The following is a 16531-nucleotide window of genomic DNA, read 5'->3' on the forward strand; positions in this document are numbered from 1 at the left end:
GCTCTGCCGGGGTGATCAGCTCACCCCGGCACTGCCGGGGCTGACCAGTTCCCGCTGCAACCCGGCGCACTTCAAGTCTGTCCCGGCGAAGACGATCTCCTCCAGCTGATCGGCTTGTCCCCTGCTCAGCACCACGGCGGTCAGCGCCCCCGGCACCACCAGCCCTGGATCCTCGGCCGCTTGCTCGACCAGCTCCGGCCAACGCCTGCTGTGGTTGGCCATGCTCGCCTCGCGGACCACGCGCTTCCGGTCCTCCTGCCCGCGCCGGGCGACCTCCTCCGGTACGTCGAGCATGATCAGGTGCACCGGCAGTCCCGCCGTACGGGCTGCCCATCCGATCAGCCGTCGCGCGACCGGCCGGGTCGCGCAGTCGTGGATCACCAGCGGGCCGCCGCGCCGGATCGCCCGGACGACCCGCACGTAGTAGGTCAGATGGACGAGCGGCCGCCACACGCCGTACGGCACACTCCCGAGCACCGGCCGCCACTCATCGCGCGTGGTCGCCGAATCCAGCACCCGCACCGAGCTGCCCGGCGGGAACACCCGCCGCAACAACGTGCTCTTCCCGGCGCCCGGAATCCCCGCCAGCACCACCACCGACTCCGCTGGGTAGGCCAACACCCCAGTCGCCATCGCCGTACCAGCCACCGTGTCTCCCCTCGCCGCTTTGCACGATGGTGACGCACAGTGCTGAGAACTTCCTTGGAATCGACTGAGAGTGCCTTTCGCCGGCACGTCTCGGTACCGGCCGACAGGACGTATCCGCTTCTCGGGCCGGCCGGCACCGCCTGCCCACGCTCAACCAACCGGCCTCGCGATCCACACCTCCTGTCGGTCGGTACCCGCCGGCCGCCGGCCTCGACCCACCCGCGCCCCTGACTCTCAAAGTGGGCTTTGGGTGGGGTGGTCGTGGGGCTACCGGCCGATCCAGACCGGGCTCTCGACGTAGTGGTTGTCGTAGGTGTCGCTGGTGGTGGCCAGGACGGCAGGGTCGGTGTCGCCGCGGTAGACGCCTTCGAGCAGGCGGTAGTAGTCGAAGCGGGGTTTGGCGTGGGTGAGGACGAAGAGGACTTCCGTCGCGGAGTCGCCGGCGGCCTCGAAGGCGTGCGGAGTGTTCGGCGGTACGACGAGGAAGTCGCCGCCGTGCAAGGTGATCAGGGTGTCGTCGATGAGGACCCGGAGGCTGCCGGTGAGCACGTAGAAGAGCTCGGAGGCCTCGCGGTGCAGGTGTGGGGGAGCGCCTTCCTTGCCGGGCTGGAAGATCGAGCGGTGGCTGGTCAGGTGACCGTTGGTGGCGGGAGTGTCGGCGAGCAGGGTGACACCGCTGGCGGACAGGACCTCGGCGTCGGTGCTGCGAACGAGGATGGTCATGGTGACTCCTAATCTAGATGCCTAATGTCCAGAATTGGACGATGACTGAGGGCCGGCGTGCAGAGCTCAGGACTTGAGATTGGCGAACCAGGCCCGGGTGCTCTCCGGCGTCTGGGGGAAGCTGTGCTCGACATCGGCGACGATGTCGGCGATCGTGCGGGCCGCGAGCTCGCGGCGGTAGACGACCTCGGCCCGGCGCATCGAGCTCGAGACCAGGCAGGTCTTGCGGTAGTCGGCCTTCGGGTCCGCGCCGGGGCCCGCCTTGAGGATCTCGGTGCAGCGGAAGGCGTCCTCGGGGCCGTCGATCGCGACGACCACGTCCAGCAGCGTGACGTCCTCCGGCCGCTTGGCCAGCTGGAACCCGCCCTTCGGTCCGGACGTCGACGACATGATGCCGGCCCGGGAGAGTGCCTGGAGCTGCTTGTTCAGGTACGCCGTGGGGAGCTCGTAGAAGGCGGCGAGCTTCTTCGCGGTGACGGTCTCCCCCGGGATCCAGCACAGGTTCACGCAGCTGTGCAGGGCCCACTCGACGCCCTCGTTCATCTTCATAACCTAGATCCTAAATGTCCAGAATAGGCATGTCAAGATCGATCCATGGACTCCGACGTAGCAGGTATGAACGCACAGACGAGGTTTCCGCGGGTGGTCGACCGGGCCACCTTCCAGGAGCAGGTGGACGAGCTGCGGGCGCGCGAGAAGGCGCACACGCGGGAGGGCGACGCGATCGCTGCCGCGCGGCGGCGGTTGCCGATGGTCGAGGTCGATCCGGGCCTCGAGCTGACCGGCCCCGACGGCCCGACCACTCTGCTCGACGCCTTCGAGGGTCGTAGCCAGCTGATCGCGTACTTCTTCATGTGGCATCGCGGCCATCCCGCGGCCGAGCAGTGCGAGGGCTGCACGTGGTGCACGACGCACGTCGCGGAACTGGGGTACCTGCACTCGCGCGACATCACGTTCGCGGTTTTCGCGCAGGGCCCGTACGACGAGAGCCGGCGCTACCGCGACTTCATGGGCTGGACGATGCCGTGGTACTCAGCCGACCCGTCGAAGGCCGAGCTGCTCGTCGGCCGGACGGTCGGGATGATGCACCTGGTCTGCTACGTGCGCGACGGCGACCGGGTCTTCGAGACCTGGTGGACCACCAACCGTGGCGTGGAGGTGATGGACAACAGCTACTCGCTGATGGACCTCACCGTGTACGGGCGGCAGGAGCAGCACGAGGACTCACCCGAGGGCTGGCCGCAGGTGTGGGGGAGCGAGGAGCGGCCGCACTACAACGAGGTCGACGGCCGCCCGATCGCCCAGTGGTCCCGCGTGGAAGCGGGTCGCTCCGACGTCCTCGCGGACTGACTCGTTGCCTTCGGCAACCTCGTACCAGGGGAAAGAACGGGGGAGGAGCCGGGCACCCCGACGCCGCCGGCGCGGGGGGACGCCGAGGCCGGCCGGTGCGGGCGGGAACGCCGAGGTCGGCCGGTGCGGGCGGGAACGCCGAGGTCGGCCGGTGCGGGCGGGAACGCCGAGGTCGGCCGGCGTGGGCGGGAACGCCGAGGTCGGCCGGCGTGGGCGGGAACGCCGAGGCCGGCCGGCGCGGGCGGGAACGCCGACGTCGGCCGGCCTCGTGAACGATCAGCTGCCGACGCGGCCGTTGTCCTTGCGCCAGACGCAGGAGATCGCGGGGCGCGGGTAGTTGTGGGTGTGCGGCCAGGTCGAGGCCGGCTTCTCGAAGGTCGCGTCGTCGGTCTCGCCCGGGTGCTGGACGGCGACGAACGCGGTCTTGTCGTCCTCGCTGACCAGCGGGCCGCAGGCTTCCGACGCGAACGGCACGGACAGGAACTGCTTGACCTGGCCGCGCTTCGGGCCCGCGACCGGGACGGTGAAGATGCCGTCGTTGGAGCCGAGCACGTTGCCGTCGGTGGAGATCCACAGGTTGCCCGACCCGTCGAACGCGACGTTGTCGGGACAGGAGATCGGGCTGACCTTCGACTTGTCGTAGCCGCCGAAGTAGGTCTCCTGCGCGGCCGGGTCGCCGCAGACCAGGAACAGGGTCCAGAAGAAGCCGGTCTTGGCCGCGTCGTCGCCCTCCTCGGTCAGCTCCAGGATGTACCCGTTGCGGTTGCCGGCCTGCTCGACCAGCGGGCCGCCGAGGGTCTCGCGGGTGTGCGACTTGACCACCGGGTTCGGCTCGTCGCCGGGGAACTTGGCGCCGCGGGCGTCGTTGTTGGTCAGCGCCGCGTAGACCCGCCCGTTCACGGGGTTGCGCTCGACGTCCTCGGGCCGGTCCATCCGGGTCGGGCCCACCTTGTCGGCGGCGATCCGGGTGTTGATCAGGACGTCGGCCACCGACATGCCCTCGACGAACGACTTCTTGTCCGTGGTCAGCGGCAGCCAGCGGCCGGTGCCGTCGTACAGGCCGTCGTCGGCACCGTCACCGGCGAAGCGGGCGACGTACAGGGTGCCCTCGTCGAGCAGGCCGAAGTTGCGCTTGCGGTTGTCCGCGTCGTACTTGCCGGCCGAGACGAACTTGTAGATGTACTCGCCCTTCTCGTCGTCGCCGAGGTACACCGCGATCCGCCCGTCGGCGGTGATCGTGGTGGTCGCGCCCTCGTGCTTGAGCCGGCCGAGCATGGTCCGCTTCTTCGGCGCGGCCTTCGGGTCGTACGGGTCGACCTCGACCACCCAGCCGGCCCGGAACACCTCGGTCGGGGTCTTGGTCAGGTCCCAGCGGGGGTCGACGATGCTCCACTCACGCTCGGACCTGGTCACCGTCGTCGGTACGCCGTACCGCTGGTAGCTGTCGGTGTACTCGGCCGGGATCGCGCCGGTGACGTCGTAGTACCCGTTGAAGTTCTCCTCGCCGGACAGGATCGTGCCCCACGGCGTGACGCCGCCGGAGCAGTTCCCGAAGGTGCCGTAGGCAACCTTTCCGACGCGGGCGTCGGCGGCGGCCGGGCCGGTGACCTCGAACTTGGTGTTCGCGGTGATCCGGCGGTTGTAGCGGCTGCCGTCCTTGTCGCGGCGCCACTGGCCGCCGCGGCCGACGCGCTCGATCTGGACCACCGACATGCCGTGCGCGGCCAGGCCGATCTTCGCGACCGTCCTGGCGTCGTACTTGCCGGTCGGGAACATCAGGTACTCGTCGGTGTACTCGTGGTTGCAGACCAGCAGCGCCTTCCGCTCGTCCTTGAGCGGCACGATCATCGTGTAGTCGTTGTTGTAGCCGAACTGCTTGGCCTGCGCCTCGGGCGTCTGCTTCCTGACGTCGAACTTCGGCGCGTTGTGCTCGACCGGGTCGCCCCACGCGATCACGACGGCCTGGTCGTAGCCCTTCGGCACGACGATGTCGTCCTTGCGGTTCGGCGGGACGACGCTGTGGCTGAGTTCGCCGTGCGGACCGCCGAAGCCGGGGAAGGCCCCGTTGCCGCGGTCGCCGCTCAGCGCCGAGGAGAAGTTCGCCGCGGCAGGCAGGTTGGCCGCGAGCGTAGCGACCCCGGCGCCGGCCACACCGGCCGCGCCGAGCTTCAGCAGGCCGCGGCGGGAGAAGGTGCTACGGGCAACGGTCTGGAAGTCGGTGTTGTCCGAGGTGTTCGGCGTCGCGTGGTCGCACTGGTTGGCGCACTTCAGCGCGCAGGTGCGGTAGGTGCGCGACCCGTGACGGGTGCCGATCTGGCTGATCAGCGGCAGGAACTTGGGGCTCACGTCGGCGGCTCTCCGGTTCTCACAAGGGGATGTGGCCGCGAGCCTAGGGAGCCCAGACAGAAGTCAAGTGAAGCAAAGATGAACAGTTATGCGGCGGAGGCGGCAACGTCGAGTACGGGTGTCCGCCGGCGCCGCACCAGCCCGTCCCAGGTGAACAGCACCAGCGCGATCCAGACCAGCCCGAACCCGGCCCAGCGCATCGACGACATGTGCTCGTGGAACAGCGTCACTCCGACCGCGAACTGCATGATCGGCGCGATGTAGTTCAGCAGCCCGAGCGTCGTCATCGAGACCCGCGTCGCCGCGGACCCGAACAGCAGCAGCGGTACGGCGGTGATCGGCCCGCTCAGCAGCACCAGTGCCAGGTACCCGCCGCCGTGCTCGGTCACCGTCGAGTGGCCCTGCAGCGACATCACCACGATCGCGATCACCGCGACCGGCGCCATCGTCGCCGACTCGACCGCCATCCCCTCCAGCGCGCCGGCGCCGGCCTTCTTCTTGAGCAGCCCGTAGAACCCGAACGAGAAGGTCAGCGCGATCGCGATCCACGGCGGCCGCCCGGCCTCGATGGTCAGGCCGACCACCGCGGCGAACGCGATCCCCAGCGCGGTCCACTGGATCGCCCGCAGCTTCTCGCCGAGCACGAAGACGCCGAGCAGCACGGTGAACAGGGGAGTGATGAAGTACCCGAGCGAGGTCTCGACGACCCGGTTCTGCTCGACGCCCCAGATGTAGACGCCCCAGTTGACCGAGATCAGCACCGCGCCACCGACCAACGGCCAGCGGCGCCGCGGCTCGGCGATCAGCGCGCGGACCTGCCGGTGGTGCCGCAGTACGACGACCAGCAGCGCGATCGAGACCAGCGACCAGACGATGCGGTGCGCGAGCAGCTCGATCGCGCCGGAGTGGTCGAGCTCGCGCCAGAACAGCGGGAAGAGTCCCCACAGCAGGTACGCGGCGAAGCCCTGGAGGAAACCTTTGCGCTGCTCGGACACGGCGTGAGCTTATGCCCTGAGTCAGGGTCGTACAAAGACTTTGCTCATGACGTGAGATCGAGGCCGGACCGGCGTTGGTGCGGTGCTGTTGGATGGAGGAGAGCACAGGAGGCGCTAGTGGGTGTGAGGACCGGTCTGGTCTCGGTGACGTTCCGCCAGTTGGCTGTCGAGGAGGTCGTCGACGTCGCCGCGCAGGCGGGCCTCGCGGCGATCGAGTGGGGTGGTGACGTCCATGTCCCGCTCGGTGACCTGCCCGCCGCCCGGAAGGCGCGGGCGCTCTGCGAGGAGCGCGGACTGGCGATCGCGGCGTACGGCTCCTACCTGCGGGCCGGCAGTGTCGACCGCGAGGAGATCCGGACCGCGGTGAACACGGCGGCCGAGCTCGGCGCACCCCGGATCAGGGTCTGGGCCGGCACCGTCGGTACGGCGGACGCCGGGGTCGGGGACCGGATGGCGGTCACCCGCGGCCTGGCCGAGCTGGCCGACGTCGCCGCGAGCGCGGGGATCGAGATCGCGATGGAGTTCCACCGCGGCACGCTCACCGACGAGGTCGACTCCACGATCACCCTGCTGCTGGACGTCGGCGCGCCCAACCTCACGACGTACTGGCAACCGCCGGTCGACCTCGACGACGCCGCCTGCCTGGAGCAGCTGGAGGCGCTGATGCCGTGGCTCAGCACCGTCCACGTCTTCTCCTGGTGGCCGTCGAACACCCGCCTCCCGCTCACCGGCCGCGAGTCCCTGTGGCGCCCGGTCCTGCAGCGGCTGGCGACCGAGGATCGCGAGATCAACGCCCTGCTCGAGTTCGTCGCCGACGACTCGATCACCCAGCTCACCACCGACGCCGCCAGCCTGCACGCCTGGGTCTGACGTCACTTCACGGGCGTGTAGATCGCGAGGATCAGCTTGCCCTTGGTGGGGGTGCCCGTGGTGACCTTCAGGGTGACGGTGGTGCTCGGTCCTGCCCGGTGGCCGTCGGTGGCCATGCCCCAGCCCGGCTTGGCGGTTCCGCCGAGCTCGGTGCTGAGCATGCCTTGGCCGGAGAGACCGTCGAGAGTGCCGGTGACGACTCCCTTCCCGCCGAGGTCCGAGCTGCCGTAGGCGACCAGGAAAGGGCTGCCCTCCGGCGTGCGGAGCGACGTCGTGCGGGCGGTGGCCGCGTCGACGGCCCGGATGTCGGTGAGCTGGTACGGAGTCCCGAGGTACTCGGTGCGTTCGTCCAGGGCCACGTCGTCGTAGACCCGCTGCGGGCCCTTCTCGTAGACCGAGAGGCCGAGCCGCGCGCGCGGAACGGTGACGGCACTGTTGGACTTGTCGGTGAGCACGGCCGTGACGCGAACCTCGTCCCCGGGGGCGCCGACGTCGGACAGGACCGTGCCGAAGCCTTGGGCGAGATCGACCGACAGGGACACGCACCCGCTGGACCGCTCGACGCCGTTGACGTAGACGCGCATCTCGTACGGTTGCTGGGGGTCCAGGGAGTTCGCGGTGCAGAAGTAGTGCAGCATCACGGGCCTGCCGGTCGCGGTGTACGTCGCGGTGACGGTGCCGGTCCCGGGCTTGCCGGCCACACCCGCGAGCAAGGTGTCGCCGCCGACCGTGCCGCGGAACCGGAGGCCGTTCTCCTCACGATCGCCCGGTCCCGGGGCGGGAGTCTGCCCGGTCGCGCCGGGGAGCGGGTCGCGCTGGCCGGCCCGGTACATGCCGATGCCGACCTGTGCGCTGCTCGACTCGATCAGCCGGCCGTCGTTGTCCACCAGTTGCACGTTCACGGTGGTCGCCTGGTTCAGCGGTACGTCGAGCCACAGCGCGTCGTCCGGCAGGATCCGGCCGGCGTCGTCCGGAGTGCTCCGGGCTACGTTGCACGGGCCGGATGCAGCGGAGAAGCCGCCGACCTGGACGACGTACCGGGTCTCGCCCGGTGCGGCGCAGTAGGCGTAGACCGCGACGTCCTGGGCGGTCGGGGTCCAGCTGAAGCTGCCGCGGGTCTCGCCGACGTTGCCGATCCAGGCCTTGTCCAGCCGGTCCTTGCCGACGACGCCGCTGATCGTGACGGAGTCCTTGACGTAGTCGGCCGGCGCGTTGTCGGCCGGGTCGGGTGCGCTGCTGGTCAGGGCCGGCGCGACAGCGATGCCGAGGGCAACGACCGCCGCGACGGCGGTGATCGAGCCGGCGACCCGGCGGCGCTTGGTGGTGCGGATGCGGCGCTGGACGCCGGGCAGCAGGTCGGGGGTCTCGACGGAGTCGGCGCGCCGGGAGAGCTCGTCGCGCAGGGTGGTGAGATTCATCGCGAGGTCTCCTTGTCGGCGAGATCGGCCGGGTCGGCGGTGACGGGGTCGGCGACCAGGTTCGGGTCGAGGCGGAGCTTGGCGAAGGCCTTGCTGGCCTGGCTCTTCACGGTGCCGGTGCTGCAGCCGAGGATGCGTGCCGTCTCGGCCTCGCTCAGGTCCTCGTAGTACCGCAGTACGACGACCGCCCGCTGCCGGCGCGGCAGCTGCTGCAGCGCGCGCCACAGATCCGTCCGCTCGGCCGCGCCGGTGCCTTCCGGCCCCGCCGGCTCGGGCAGCTCGTCGGTCGGTTGCTCGCCGTTCCAGCGGCGCCGCCACCAGGTCGAGTAGGTGTTCACCAGCACTTTGCGCACGTACGGCTCGGGATCCCCACCTTCGATCCTGGACCACGCGAACCAGGCCTTGGCCAGTGTTGTCTGCAGCAGGTCCTCGGCCAGGGCGTGGTCCTGGGTCAGCAGGTAGGCGGTCCGCAGCAGTCTGCCAGACCGTGCGAGCACGAACGCGTCGAAGCTGTCCGCAGCAGTCACCGATCGCTCCCCCTCGCAAGTCGACACAGCGCCGGCACGCAGAGTGAGCGTGCTCTCATCGATGGTCACATCATGGCTGACCAGGTGAGGGCCACAGTTGGTTGCCTGTACGTCGAAAAGTTTCCGCCAACGGCTGGCCAACGGCAGATAGTGGCGCGAAACTGGGTCGGGACCAGCGCGATCCGCCCCCACGCGTTCTGGAGGTTCTCCGATGTCCCTTCGCACCTTCCTGTCCAGACCACTGCCCCGGATCCTCGCGATCCTGGCCCTGTTCGCCGCCGTCGCCGGTACGGCGGTCACCACCCAGGTCGTCACCGCGACCAAGGCCCACGCCGACGGCTGCTACAACTGGAGCCGCCCGCTCAGCCAGGGCACCAGCGGTGAGGACGTCCGCCAGCTGCAGATCCGCATCGCCGGCTACCCCGGCTACGGCGCCCACCTCGCCATCGACGGGGTCTTCGGCCCCGGCACCAAGGCGGCGCTCACGCGCTTCCAGTCGGCGTACGGGCTCGGAGCCGACGGCGTTGCCGGTACGGCGACGTACACGAAGCTCTACTCGCTGCAGGACGACGACTGCACCCCGATCCACTTCGCCTACACCGAGCTCGACGACGTCTGCGGCGGCTCCGGCTACGACGGCGGGCCGTTGTCCGAGGCGGCGACCAAGTCCAACGCGCTGCGGACGATGTGGCAGCTGGAGGCCCTGCGGCACGCGCTGGGTGACCAGCCGCTCAACATCAGCAGCGGCTTCCGCAGCATCCCGTGCAACGCGCAGGTCGGCGGTGCCAGCAACAGCGAGCACCTGTACGGGCGCTCGGCCGACCTGACCGGCGTGCACTCGTTCTGCAAGATGGCGCAGCAGGCCCGCAACCACGGCTTCGGCGGCATCCTCGGCCCGGGGTACCCGGACCACAACGACCACACCCACCTCGACATCCGGACCAGCAACTTCTGGTCCGCGCCGAACTGCGGGATCTGATCAGCGCACCGGTTTCACCAGCTGAGCCAGTGTGATCCCCGCCGGGCGATCAAGGTGCTCGGCGCTCAGCCCAGCGGCTCGAGCGCCGAGCACGTCCAGCTCGAAGTTGTCTCCGATCATCAACGCGTCGGCCGGCTCCACGCCGAGCTGGCGGCACGTGCTCAGGTAGGCCTCGGCGACCGGCTTGCTGCAGCCGAGGGTCTCCGTCGTCGCCACGACCTCGACGTACGGCGCCAGGCCGATCGCGTCGAGCTTGCGGTTCTGCTGGAGCGTGCTGCCGTTGGTCAGCACACCGATCCGCCAGCCGTTGCCCTGGGCAACCTCCAGGGCGGGTTGCGCGTCGGGGAAGGCCGACCAGCTCGCGCGGTAGTGCTTCAGGTAGCCCTCGAAGACCTCGTCCAGCTCGGCGTCCTCGGTCGGTACCGGCTTGCCCAGCACGGGCAGGAAGCTCTGCAACCGGGCGCGGCGCTGGCCTTGATGAGTCAGCCGGCCGTCGAGCCAGGCGGCGTAGCTGACCTGCTCGATCGCGAACCACTCGGCGACCAGCGCGTCGGACAACTCCAGCCCCAGCTCCGGAAGCCACTTGCCGAGCCCGGTGACCGCGGAGGTCGTGTGGTCGAACAGCGTGTCGTCGAGGTCGAAGATGATCGCCTTCATCCCTGCGTCACCGAGTCGCGGTTGAGCTCGCGGTGGTTGGCGTACCCGGACAGCGCCAGCGTCAGATCCAGCTCGGCCAGGAAGCAGCGCAGCACGTGCTCGACCCCGGCCTGACCGGCCAGCGCCAGTCCGTACAGGAGCGGCCGCCCGAGCAGCACGGCCTTCGCCCCCAGCGCGAGCGCCTTCGCGGCGTCCGACCCGGTCCGTACGCCGGAGTCGAACAGCACCGTGAGCTGCTCGCCGACCGCATCCGCGATCGCGGGCAGCGCGTCGAGCGAGGCGATCGCGCCGTCGACCTGGCGACCGCCGTGGTTCGACACGACCAGGCCGTCCACACCGTGCTCGGCGGCCAGCTTCGCGTCGTCGACCGACGTGATGCCCTTCAGCACGATCGGGCCGTCCCAGTTGTCGCGCAGAAAGGACAGTTCCTCCCAGCCGAGGCCGACGTTCGGGAACATCTGCGCCCAGTGCATCACCGCCGCGGTCGGGTCCTCGGCGACCGGCTTGGCCAGCTTCGCCTGGAACGCCGGGTCGCTGAAGTAGTTCGCGAGCCCTTCACCCTTGAGGAACGGCAGGAAGCCGCGGTCGAGGTCGGCCGGGCGCCAGCCGATCGTGCCGGTGTCCAGCGTCACCACCAGTACGCCGTACCCGCTGTCCTTGGCTCGCTGCAGGAAGCTCAGGCAGACGTCGCGATCGGTCGGCCAGTACAGCTGGTACCACTTGCTGTCGGCCTCGATCTGCTCGAACGCGTGACTCGCCTGGGTCGAGTGCGTGTAGGTCAGCCCGAGCGCGCTCGCGGCCCGCGCGGTCGCCAGCTCGCCCTCGGGGTGGGCCAGCGTCTGGACGCCGATCGGCGCGACCAGCACCGGCGCCGGCATCTTCGTCCCGAGGATCGTGCAGGACAGGTCGCGTTCGTTCGACCCGCGCAGCATCCGCGGCACCAGCCGCCAGCGCTCGAACGCGGCCAGGTTCGCCCGCGCGGTCGACCCGCTGCCGGCGCTGGGCACGATGTAGCCCATCGCCTCCGCCGACAGGTTCGCCGCCGCCTGCGCCTCGAGCCGGGACAGATCAGTGGTGATCTCCGGCTTGGTGTCCTGGAACATGCCCTGCACGTAGATCGCCAGCTGATGATCACCGAAGTTGGCCATGCCGGATGTTTTCACAGACGCATGACATCCGTCAGCGCCTGATCCGGCCATCCGGCACCTGTCTGTTCCGCTGTCCGGCGTGATGCTGACAAGGTGACTCGACGAATCCTTCCGGCCCTCGGGCTGTTCCTCCTGTCCCCGCTGGTGGCGGAGTTCCTGCTGGGGAACCTGCCGGTCACGTCGTTGTTCGCGTTGTTCGCGCTGGCTCCCCTGTACGGCGGGGGAGCGGTGCTGATCCGCGAGCTCGTGAGGCGCCGCGGGTGGGGGTATCCGAGCGTGGTGCTGCTCGCGCTGGCGTACGGCGTACTGGAGGAAGGGGTGACGACGCAGTCGCTGTTCAACCCGAACTACGCGGACCTACGGCTGCTTGATCCGGGGCACGTCTCGTGGTTGGGGATGGGGGCGCCGTGGACGCTGTTCGTGCTGACGCTGCACACGGTGTGGAGTGTGACGGTGCCGATCGTGCTGGTGGAGTCTGCGTCGTCGCGGCGGCCGTGGTTCGGGCGGAAGGGGTTGGTGGTGTTCGGGGTGATCTTCGCGTTCGGGGTGGTGGTGACGACCGCGTTCCAGCTGCAGAGCGACTCGTTCGTGGCGTCGCCGGGGCAGTTCGTGGGGGTGGCGGTGGCGATTGTCGTCCTGGTCGCGCTGGCTGTGCGGGTGGGGCGGCGACCGGTGGTGCGCGGGGCCGGAGGGGTGCCCGCGGACTGGGTCGTCGGGGTGTTCGGGCTGGTGGTGTCGTCGGCGTTCATGGTGGTGGACGACGTCGGCCTCGGTGCGTGGGTGCGGGTGGGGGCGATGCTCGTGCTGTTCGCGGTCGCGCTGGTCGTCGTACGGGGGTGGTCGCGGCGTACGACGTGGACGGCTCGGCACTCGATGGCGCTGGCGGGTGGGACGTTGCTCACGTACGCGTGGCACGCGTTTCCGGAGCAGCCGGTCGCGACCGCCTCGAAGGGGGTCGATCTGGCGGGGAACATGGTGTTCGCCGCGCTGGCGGTGGGGCTGGTGGTGTTCTGCTGGATTCGGTCGGGCCGGTTGGTCGGTGCGACAATTCAGGTGTGACAACTTCAGTTACTCCTGACACGCGCTACCGGCACGTCGGGCTGGCGTTGTTCGCGCTGGCCACGGGCGGGTTCGCGATCGGGACGACGGAGTTCGTCACGATGGGGCTGCTGCCGCAGATCGCGGAGGGGGTCGACATCTCGATCCCGACCGCCGGGCACGTCATCTCGGCGTACGCGATCGGGGTGGTGGTCGGGGCGCCGGTGATCGCCGCGCTGGGCGCGCGGACCGGGCGGAAGCGGCTGCTGCTCGGGCTGATGGGGCTCTTCGTGCTCGGCAACGTGCTGTCGGCCGTTGCCAGCAGCTACGAAATGCTGATGGCGGCGCGGTTCCTGTCCGGGCTGCCGCACGGCGCGTTCTTCGGGATCGGCGCGGTCGTCAGCGCGTCGCTGGTGCCGGCCAACCGGCGGGCCTGGGCGGTGTCGATGATCATGGTCGGGCTGCCGATCGCGAACATCGTGGGCGTGCCCGCGTCGACGCTGCTCGGGCAGCGGTTCGGGTGGCAGCTGCCGTTCCTGCTGGTCGGCGTACTGGGGTTGCTGACGCTCGTCGCGGTGTGGTTCTGGGTGGCGCCGCAGCCGGTCGGCAGCGAGGTGAACGTGCGCAGCGAGCTGAGCGCGCTGGCCCGGCCGCAGGTGTGGATGGCGCTGCTGGTCGGGATGGTCGGCTTCGGCGGGATGTTCGCGACGTACACGTTCATCACGCCGACGATGACCGAGCTGGCCGGGTTCAGCGAGGGCGCGGTGACGATCGTGCTCGCGGTCTTCGGCGTCGGGATGACCGGCGGCACGCTCGTCGGCGGCCGGCTCGCCGACCGCGCACTGATGCCCAGCCTGTACGGCGGCCTGGTGGCGATCACGATCATGCTCACCACCTTCGGCTGGCTCGCCCACACCAAGCCGACCGCGCTGCTCGCCGTTTTCCTGCTCGGCTTCTCCTCCAGCATCCTGATCCCGGCCCTGCAGACCCGCCTGATGGACGTCGCGCACGAGGGGCAGTCCCTGGCCGCGTCCCTGAACCACTCGACGTTGAACATCGCCAACGCGCTCGGCGCCTGGCTCGGCTCGCTGGTCCTCGGCGCCGGCTACGGCTACGAATGGCCGAGCCGTCTGGGCGCGGGCCTGGCGATCCTCGGCCTGGTCCTCGCGCTGACCTCCGGCCTGATGGATCGCCGGGTCGCCACTTCAGGGGAGAACCCGGCGGTTTCCTGACGCCGTCCTCACCACCTGGTTGGTTGGATGGGGGTATGGCGACGATGACCCTGAGTGGGCCCGATCTGGTACGGCGGCGTGGGCTGCGGCAGATGCGGTTGGTGGCACTCTCCTTGCTGGTGCTGGCGGCGATCGTCTACATCGTCACGCTGCACCGCGAGGGCGCCTGGGGGTACGTCAACGCGGCGTCCGAGGCGGCGATGGTGGGCGCGCTGGCGGACTGGTTCGCGGTGACCGCGCTGTTCCGGCACCCGCTCGGGCTGCCGATCCCGCACACGGCGATCGTGCCGACCCGCAAGGACAGCCTGGCCGAGAGCCTGGAGCAGTTCGTCACCGAGAACTTCCTGTCCGAGGACGTCGTCGCCGGCAAGATGGCGTCGGCCGAGGTGAGCAAGCGGGCCGGGGAGTGGCTGGCCGACGGCAATCACGCCGAACGGATCGTTGCCGAGGGCGCCCGCACGGTCGGCGTCGTACTGCCCAAGCTCGGCGACTCCGACGTCACCGCTTTCGTCCGCGGCTCTCTGCTCCCGCGCTTCGCCGAGGAACCGCTGAGCCCGATCGCCGGGCACTTCCTGGAGTCGGTCGTCGACGACGGCGCGCACCACGCGCTGCTCGACCTGGTCTTCGACGAGGCGTACGACTGGCTGCGCGACAATCGCGACGTACTGGCCGAGGTCGTCGGCCCCCGCGCCCCGCGCTGGTCGCCGCGCTGGGTCGACTCGCTGGTCGTCGACCGCATCCACCGCGAGGCGCTGACCTGGCTGGCCGGCGTACGGGACGACCAGCAGCACCCGGCCCGCCAGGCCGTCGACCGCCTGCTCGGCAAGTTCGCCACCGACCTGCAGCGCGACCCCGAGATGATGGAACGCTTCGAGAGCTTCAAGCGCCGGATGCTCGACCACCCCGACCTCGCCCCCAGCCTCACCGCCGTCTGGGACGCGGTCCGGACGGCGCTGATCGGCGCGATCGCCGACCCCACCAGCCCCCTGCAGACCCGCGCCGTCCAGGCGATCAAGGACCTGGGCGCCCGCCTCCAGACCGACGACCCGCTGCGCGCGAAGGTCGACGCCCGAGCCACCGAGGCCGTCGCGTACGTCGTCCGCACCTACGGCAGCGAGATCGTCTCGGTCATCTCCGACACCATCGAACGCTGGGACGGCCACGAAGCGTCGGCCCGCATCGAGCTCCACGTCGGCCGAGACCTCCAGTTCATCCGCATCAACGGCACGGTGGTGGGAGCTTTGGTGGGCCTGATCATCCACACCGCCAGCCAGTGGCTCTAGGAGACCCGATGACCGACGAGATCCCCGCCACTCAGTTCACCCGGCGGATCGGCAAGGTTGCCAACCGTGAGCTCGCGCTCAATGGCTACACGACGTACGAGCAGTTGACCGGGGTCAGCCCGGAGGAACTACTGGCGATTCACGGGGTCGGACCCAAGGCGGTCAGGATCCTCGAGGAAGAGCTGACCGCCCTGGGGTTGGCCTTTAAGCCTTAAGCGACGGTCCAGGTGTCGGAGCCGGTGATCAGGGACTGGAGGTCGCCGGTGCCGCTGGTTTCCTTGGCGGTGTCGACCTGCTGGCGGACCAGGTCGTCGTACGCCGGGCGGTCGACCTGGCGGAAGACACCGATCGGTGCCTGGTGCAGGACGCCGGCGTCGGTCAGCCGGGACAGCGCGAACGCGTACGCCGGGTCGTCGGTGTGCGCGTCGTGCACGACCAGGTCGGCCTCGCCGCCGGGAAGGTCGGCGACCTCGCGGACCGCGAGGGAAGCGAAGCCGTCGCGGACGACGCCGAGGTGGCCGTCGGTGCCGAAGCGGATCGGTTCGCCGTGCTTGAGCGGGATGATCGCGTCGTCGCGGGTCTCGGGGTCCTTGATCGCGTCGAAGGCGTGGTCGTTGAAGATCGGGCAGTTCTGGTAGATCTCCACGAACGCCGTCCCGCGGTGCTCCGCGGCCGCCTTCAGTACCGACGTGAGGTGCTTGCGGTCGGAGTCGACCGTGCGCGCCACGAACGTCGCCTCCGCGCCGAGCGCCAGCGAGACCGGGTTGAACGGGTTGTCGACCGAGCCCATCGGCGTCGACTTGGTCACCTTGCCGGGCTCCGACGTCGGCGAGTACTGGCCCTTGGTCAGCCCGTAGATCCGGTTGTTGAACAGCAGGATCTTCAGGTTCACGTTGCGCCGCAGGGTGTGGATCAGGTGGTTGCCGCCGATCGACAGCGCGTCGCCGTCGCCGGTCACCACCCAAACGCTCAGGTCCGGCCGCGCCACCGCGAGCCCGGTCGCGATCGCCGGCGCGCGCCCGTGGATCGAGTGCATGCCGTACGTCGACAGGTAGTACGGGAAGCGCGAGGAGCAGCCGATCCCGGACACCATCGCGACGTTCTCGCGCTTGATCCCGAGCTCCGGCAGGAACCCCTGAAAAGCAGCCAGTACGGCGTAGTCGCCGCACCCAGGGCACCAGCGGACCTCCTGGTCCGACACGTACTCCTTGCGGTTCTGCGGCTCGGTCGCCGCCGGTACGCCGCGAAGCCCACCCGGCAGACCGGGCAGTCCAAGGTCGACGGTGCTCATCGTGCTCCCTCCGATAGGGAATGCTC

General features: G+C 69.8%; 17 protein-coding genes. 7 read left to right on the plus strand and 10 right to left on the minus strand.

Annotation, left to right across the window (positions count from 1 at the left end; translation table 11 throughout):
• Nucleotides 1-15: 15 nt before the first annotated feature.
• The 3 genes from ACLQ2O_RS07350 to ACLQ2O_RS07360 all read right to left on the minus strand — a co-directional run bounded on the left by ACLQ2O_RS07350 (nucleotide 16) and on the right by ACLQ2O_RS07360 (nucleotide 1920).
• Entirely contained in the window at nucleotides 16-633 is a 618-nt protein-coding gene (locus tag ACLQ2O_RS07350) for an AAA family ATPase (RefSeq protein ID WP_425828527.1), read from the minus strand.
• Between the two features lie 282 nt (nucleotides 634-915).
• Nucleotides 916-1371, minus strand: coding sequence for a cupin domain-containing protein (locus tag ACLQ2O_RS07355; RefSeq protein ID WP_425828529.1), 456 nt, complete (start codon nucleotides 1369-1371; stop codon nucleotides 916-918).
• Nucleotides 1372-1437: 66 nt separating this feature from the next.
• Entirely contained in the window at nucleotides 1438-1920 is a 483-nt protein-coding gene (locus ACLQ2O_RS07360; RefSeq protein ID WP_425828531.1) for an RrF2 family transcriptional regulator, read from the minus strand.
• A gap of 45 nt (nucleotides 1921-1965) precedes the next feature.
• Between ACLQ2O_RS07360 and ACLQ2O_RS07365 the strand changes: the two genes are divergently transcribed.
• The gene (locus ACLQ2O_RS07365) at nucleotides 1966-2721 is read left to right on the plus strand and encodes a DUF899 family protein (RefSeq protein ID WP_425828533.1); all 756 of its coding nucleotides are present in this window, start codon (nucleotides 1966-1968) and stop codon (nucleotides 2719-2721) included.
• Between the two features lie 276 nt (nucleotides 2722-2997).
• Here the strand turns inward: ACLQ2O_RS07365 and ACLQ2O_RS07370 are convergent, their stop codons facing one another.
• Together ACLQ2O_RS07370 and rarD are read right to left on the minus strand one after the other, a co-directional pair.
• The gene (locus tag ACLQ2O_RS07370; protein ID WP_425828535.1) at nucleotides 2998-5067 is read right to left on the minus strand and encodes a PhoX family protein; all 2070 of its coding nucleotides are present in this window, start codon (nucleotides 5065-5067) and stop codon (nucleotides 2998-3000) included.
• Between the two features lie 86 nt (nucleotides 5068-5153).
• Nucleotides 5154-6062: an EamA family transporter RarD gene (gene rarD, locus ACLQ2O_RS07375; protein WP_425828537.1), complete on the minus strand. Its 909-nt coding sequence runs from the start codon at nucleotides 6060-6062 to the stop codon at nucleotides 5154-5156.
• A 117-nt stretch (nucleotides 6063-6179) separates the two neighbouring features.
• Between rarD and ACLQ2O_RS07380 the strand changes: the two genes are divergently transcribed.
• Nucleotides 6180-6932 (plus strand): sugar phosphate isomerase/epimerase family protein, encoded by a 753-nt coding sequence (locus ACLQ2O_RS07380; protein ID WP_425828539.1) that lies wholly within the window; start codon nucleotides 6180-6182, stop codon nucleotides 6930-6932.
• A gap of 2 nt (nucleotides 6933-6934) precedes the next feature.
• On the opposite strand, the gene ACLQ2O_RS07385 is transcribed toward ACLQ2O_RS07380, so the two are convergent.
• Nucleotides 6935-8350, minus strand: a complete 1416-nt coding sequence (locus tag ACLQ2O_RS07385; RefSeq protein ID WP_425828541.1) for a hypothetical protein — start codon at nucleotides 8348-8350, stop codon at nucleotides 6935-6937.
• Nucleotides 8347-8877: a SigE family RNA polymerase sigma factor gene (locus ACLQ2O_RS07390; RefSeq protein ID WP_425828543.1), complete on the minus strand. Its 531-nt coding sequence runs from the start codon at nucleotides 8875-8877 to the stop codon at nucleotides 8347-8349. The genes ACLQ2O_RS07385 and ACLQ2O_RS07390 overlap by 4 nt, the downstream gene beginning before the upstream one ends.
• A 211-nt stretch (nucleotides 8878-9088) precedes the next feature.
• Between ACLQ2O_RS07390 and ACLQ2O_RS07395 the strand changes: the two genes are divergently transcribed.
• Nucleotides 9089-9856, plus strand: coding sequence for a D-Ala-D-Ala carboxypeptidase family metallohydrolase (locus ACLQ2O_RS07395; RefSeq protein ID WP_425828545.1), 768 nt, complete (start codon nucleotides 9089-9091; stop codon nucleotides 9854-9856).
• Here the strand turns inward: ACLQ2O_RS07395 and ACLQ2O_RS07400 are convergent, their stop codons facing one another.
• Both ACLQ2O_RS07400 and ACLQ2O_RS07405 read right to left on the minus strand, forming a co-directional pair.
• The gene (locus ACLQ2O_RS07400) at nucleotides 9857-10513 is read right to left on the minus strand and encodes an HAD family hydrolase (protein WP_425828547.1); all 657 of its coding nucleotides are present in this window, start codon (nucleotides 10511-10513) and stop codon (nucleotides 9857-9859) included. It lies immediately after the preceding gene.
• Complete coding sequence (locus ACLQ2O_RS07405; RefSeq protein WP_425828549.1) at nucleotides 10510-11661, minus strand: alpha-hydroxy-acid oxidizing protein; 1152 nt, start codon at nucleotides 11659-11661, stop codon at nucleotides 10510-10512. The genes ACLQ2O_RS07400 and ACLQ2O_RS07405 overlap by 4 nt, the downstream gene beginning before the upstream one ends.
• 93 nt (nucleotides 11662-11754) lie before the next feature.
• On the opposite strand from ACLQ2O_RS07405, the gene ACLQ2O_RS07410 reads away from it, so the two are divergent.
• From ACLQ2O_RS07410 to ACLQ2O_RS07425, 4 genes are read left to right on the plus strand one after another with little or no spacing between them, the layout of a single operon-like run.
• Nucleotides 11755-12720, plus strand: coding sequence for a hypothetical protein (locus ACLQ2O_RS07410; RefSeq protein WP_425828551.1), 966 nt, complete (start codon nucleotides 11755-11757; stop codon nucleotides 12718-12720).
• Entirely contained in the window at nucleotides 12717-13931 is a 1215-nt protein-coding gene (locus ACLQ2O_RS07415) for an MFS transporter (RefSeq protein WP_425828553.1), read from the plus strand. Before ACLQ2O_RS07410 ends, ACLQ2O_RS07415 begins: the two co-directional genes overlap by 4 nt.
• Before the next feature lie 35 nt (nucleotides 13932-13966).
• Complete coding sequence (locus tag ACLQ2O_RS07420) at nucleotides 13967-15214, plus strand: DUF445 domain-containing protein (protein WP_425828555.1); 1248 nt, start codon at nucleotides 13967-13969, stop codon at nucleotides 15212-15214.
• 8 nt (nucleotides 15215-15222) lie between these two features.
• Nucleotides 15223-15429 carry a hypothetical protein gene (locus ACLQ2O_RS07425; RefSeq protein ID WP_425828557.1) on the plus strand — a complete coding sequence of 69 codons (207 nt, stop codon included), beginning with the start codon at nucleotides 15223-15225 and terminating at the stop codon, nucleotides 15427-15429.
• Here the strand turns inward: ACLQ2O_RS07425 and ACLQ2O_RS07430 are convergent.
• Entirely contained in the window at nucleotides 15426-16505 is a 1080-nt protein-coding gene (locus ACLQ2O_RS07430; RefSeq protein WP_425828559.1) for a 2-oxoacid:ferredoxin oxidoreductase subunit beta, read from the minus strand. The two genes, ACLQ2O_RS07425 and ACLQ2O_RS07430, sit on opposite strands and share 4 nt — an antisense overlap.
• Nucleotides 16506-16531: the final 26 nt, after the last annotated feature.

It is taken from the genome of Kribbella sp. DT2 (assembly GCF_049844575.1).
Lineage (GTDB): Bacteria > Actinomycetota > Actinomycetes > Propionibacteriales > Kribbellaceae > Kribbella.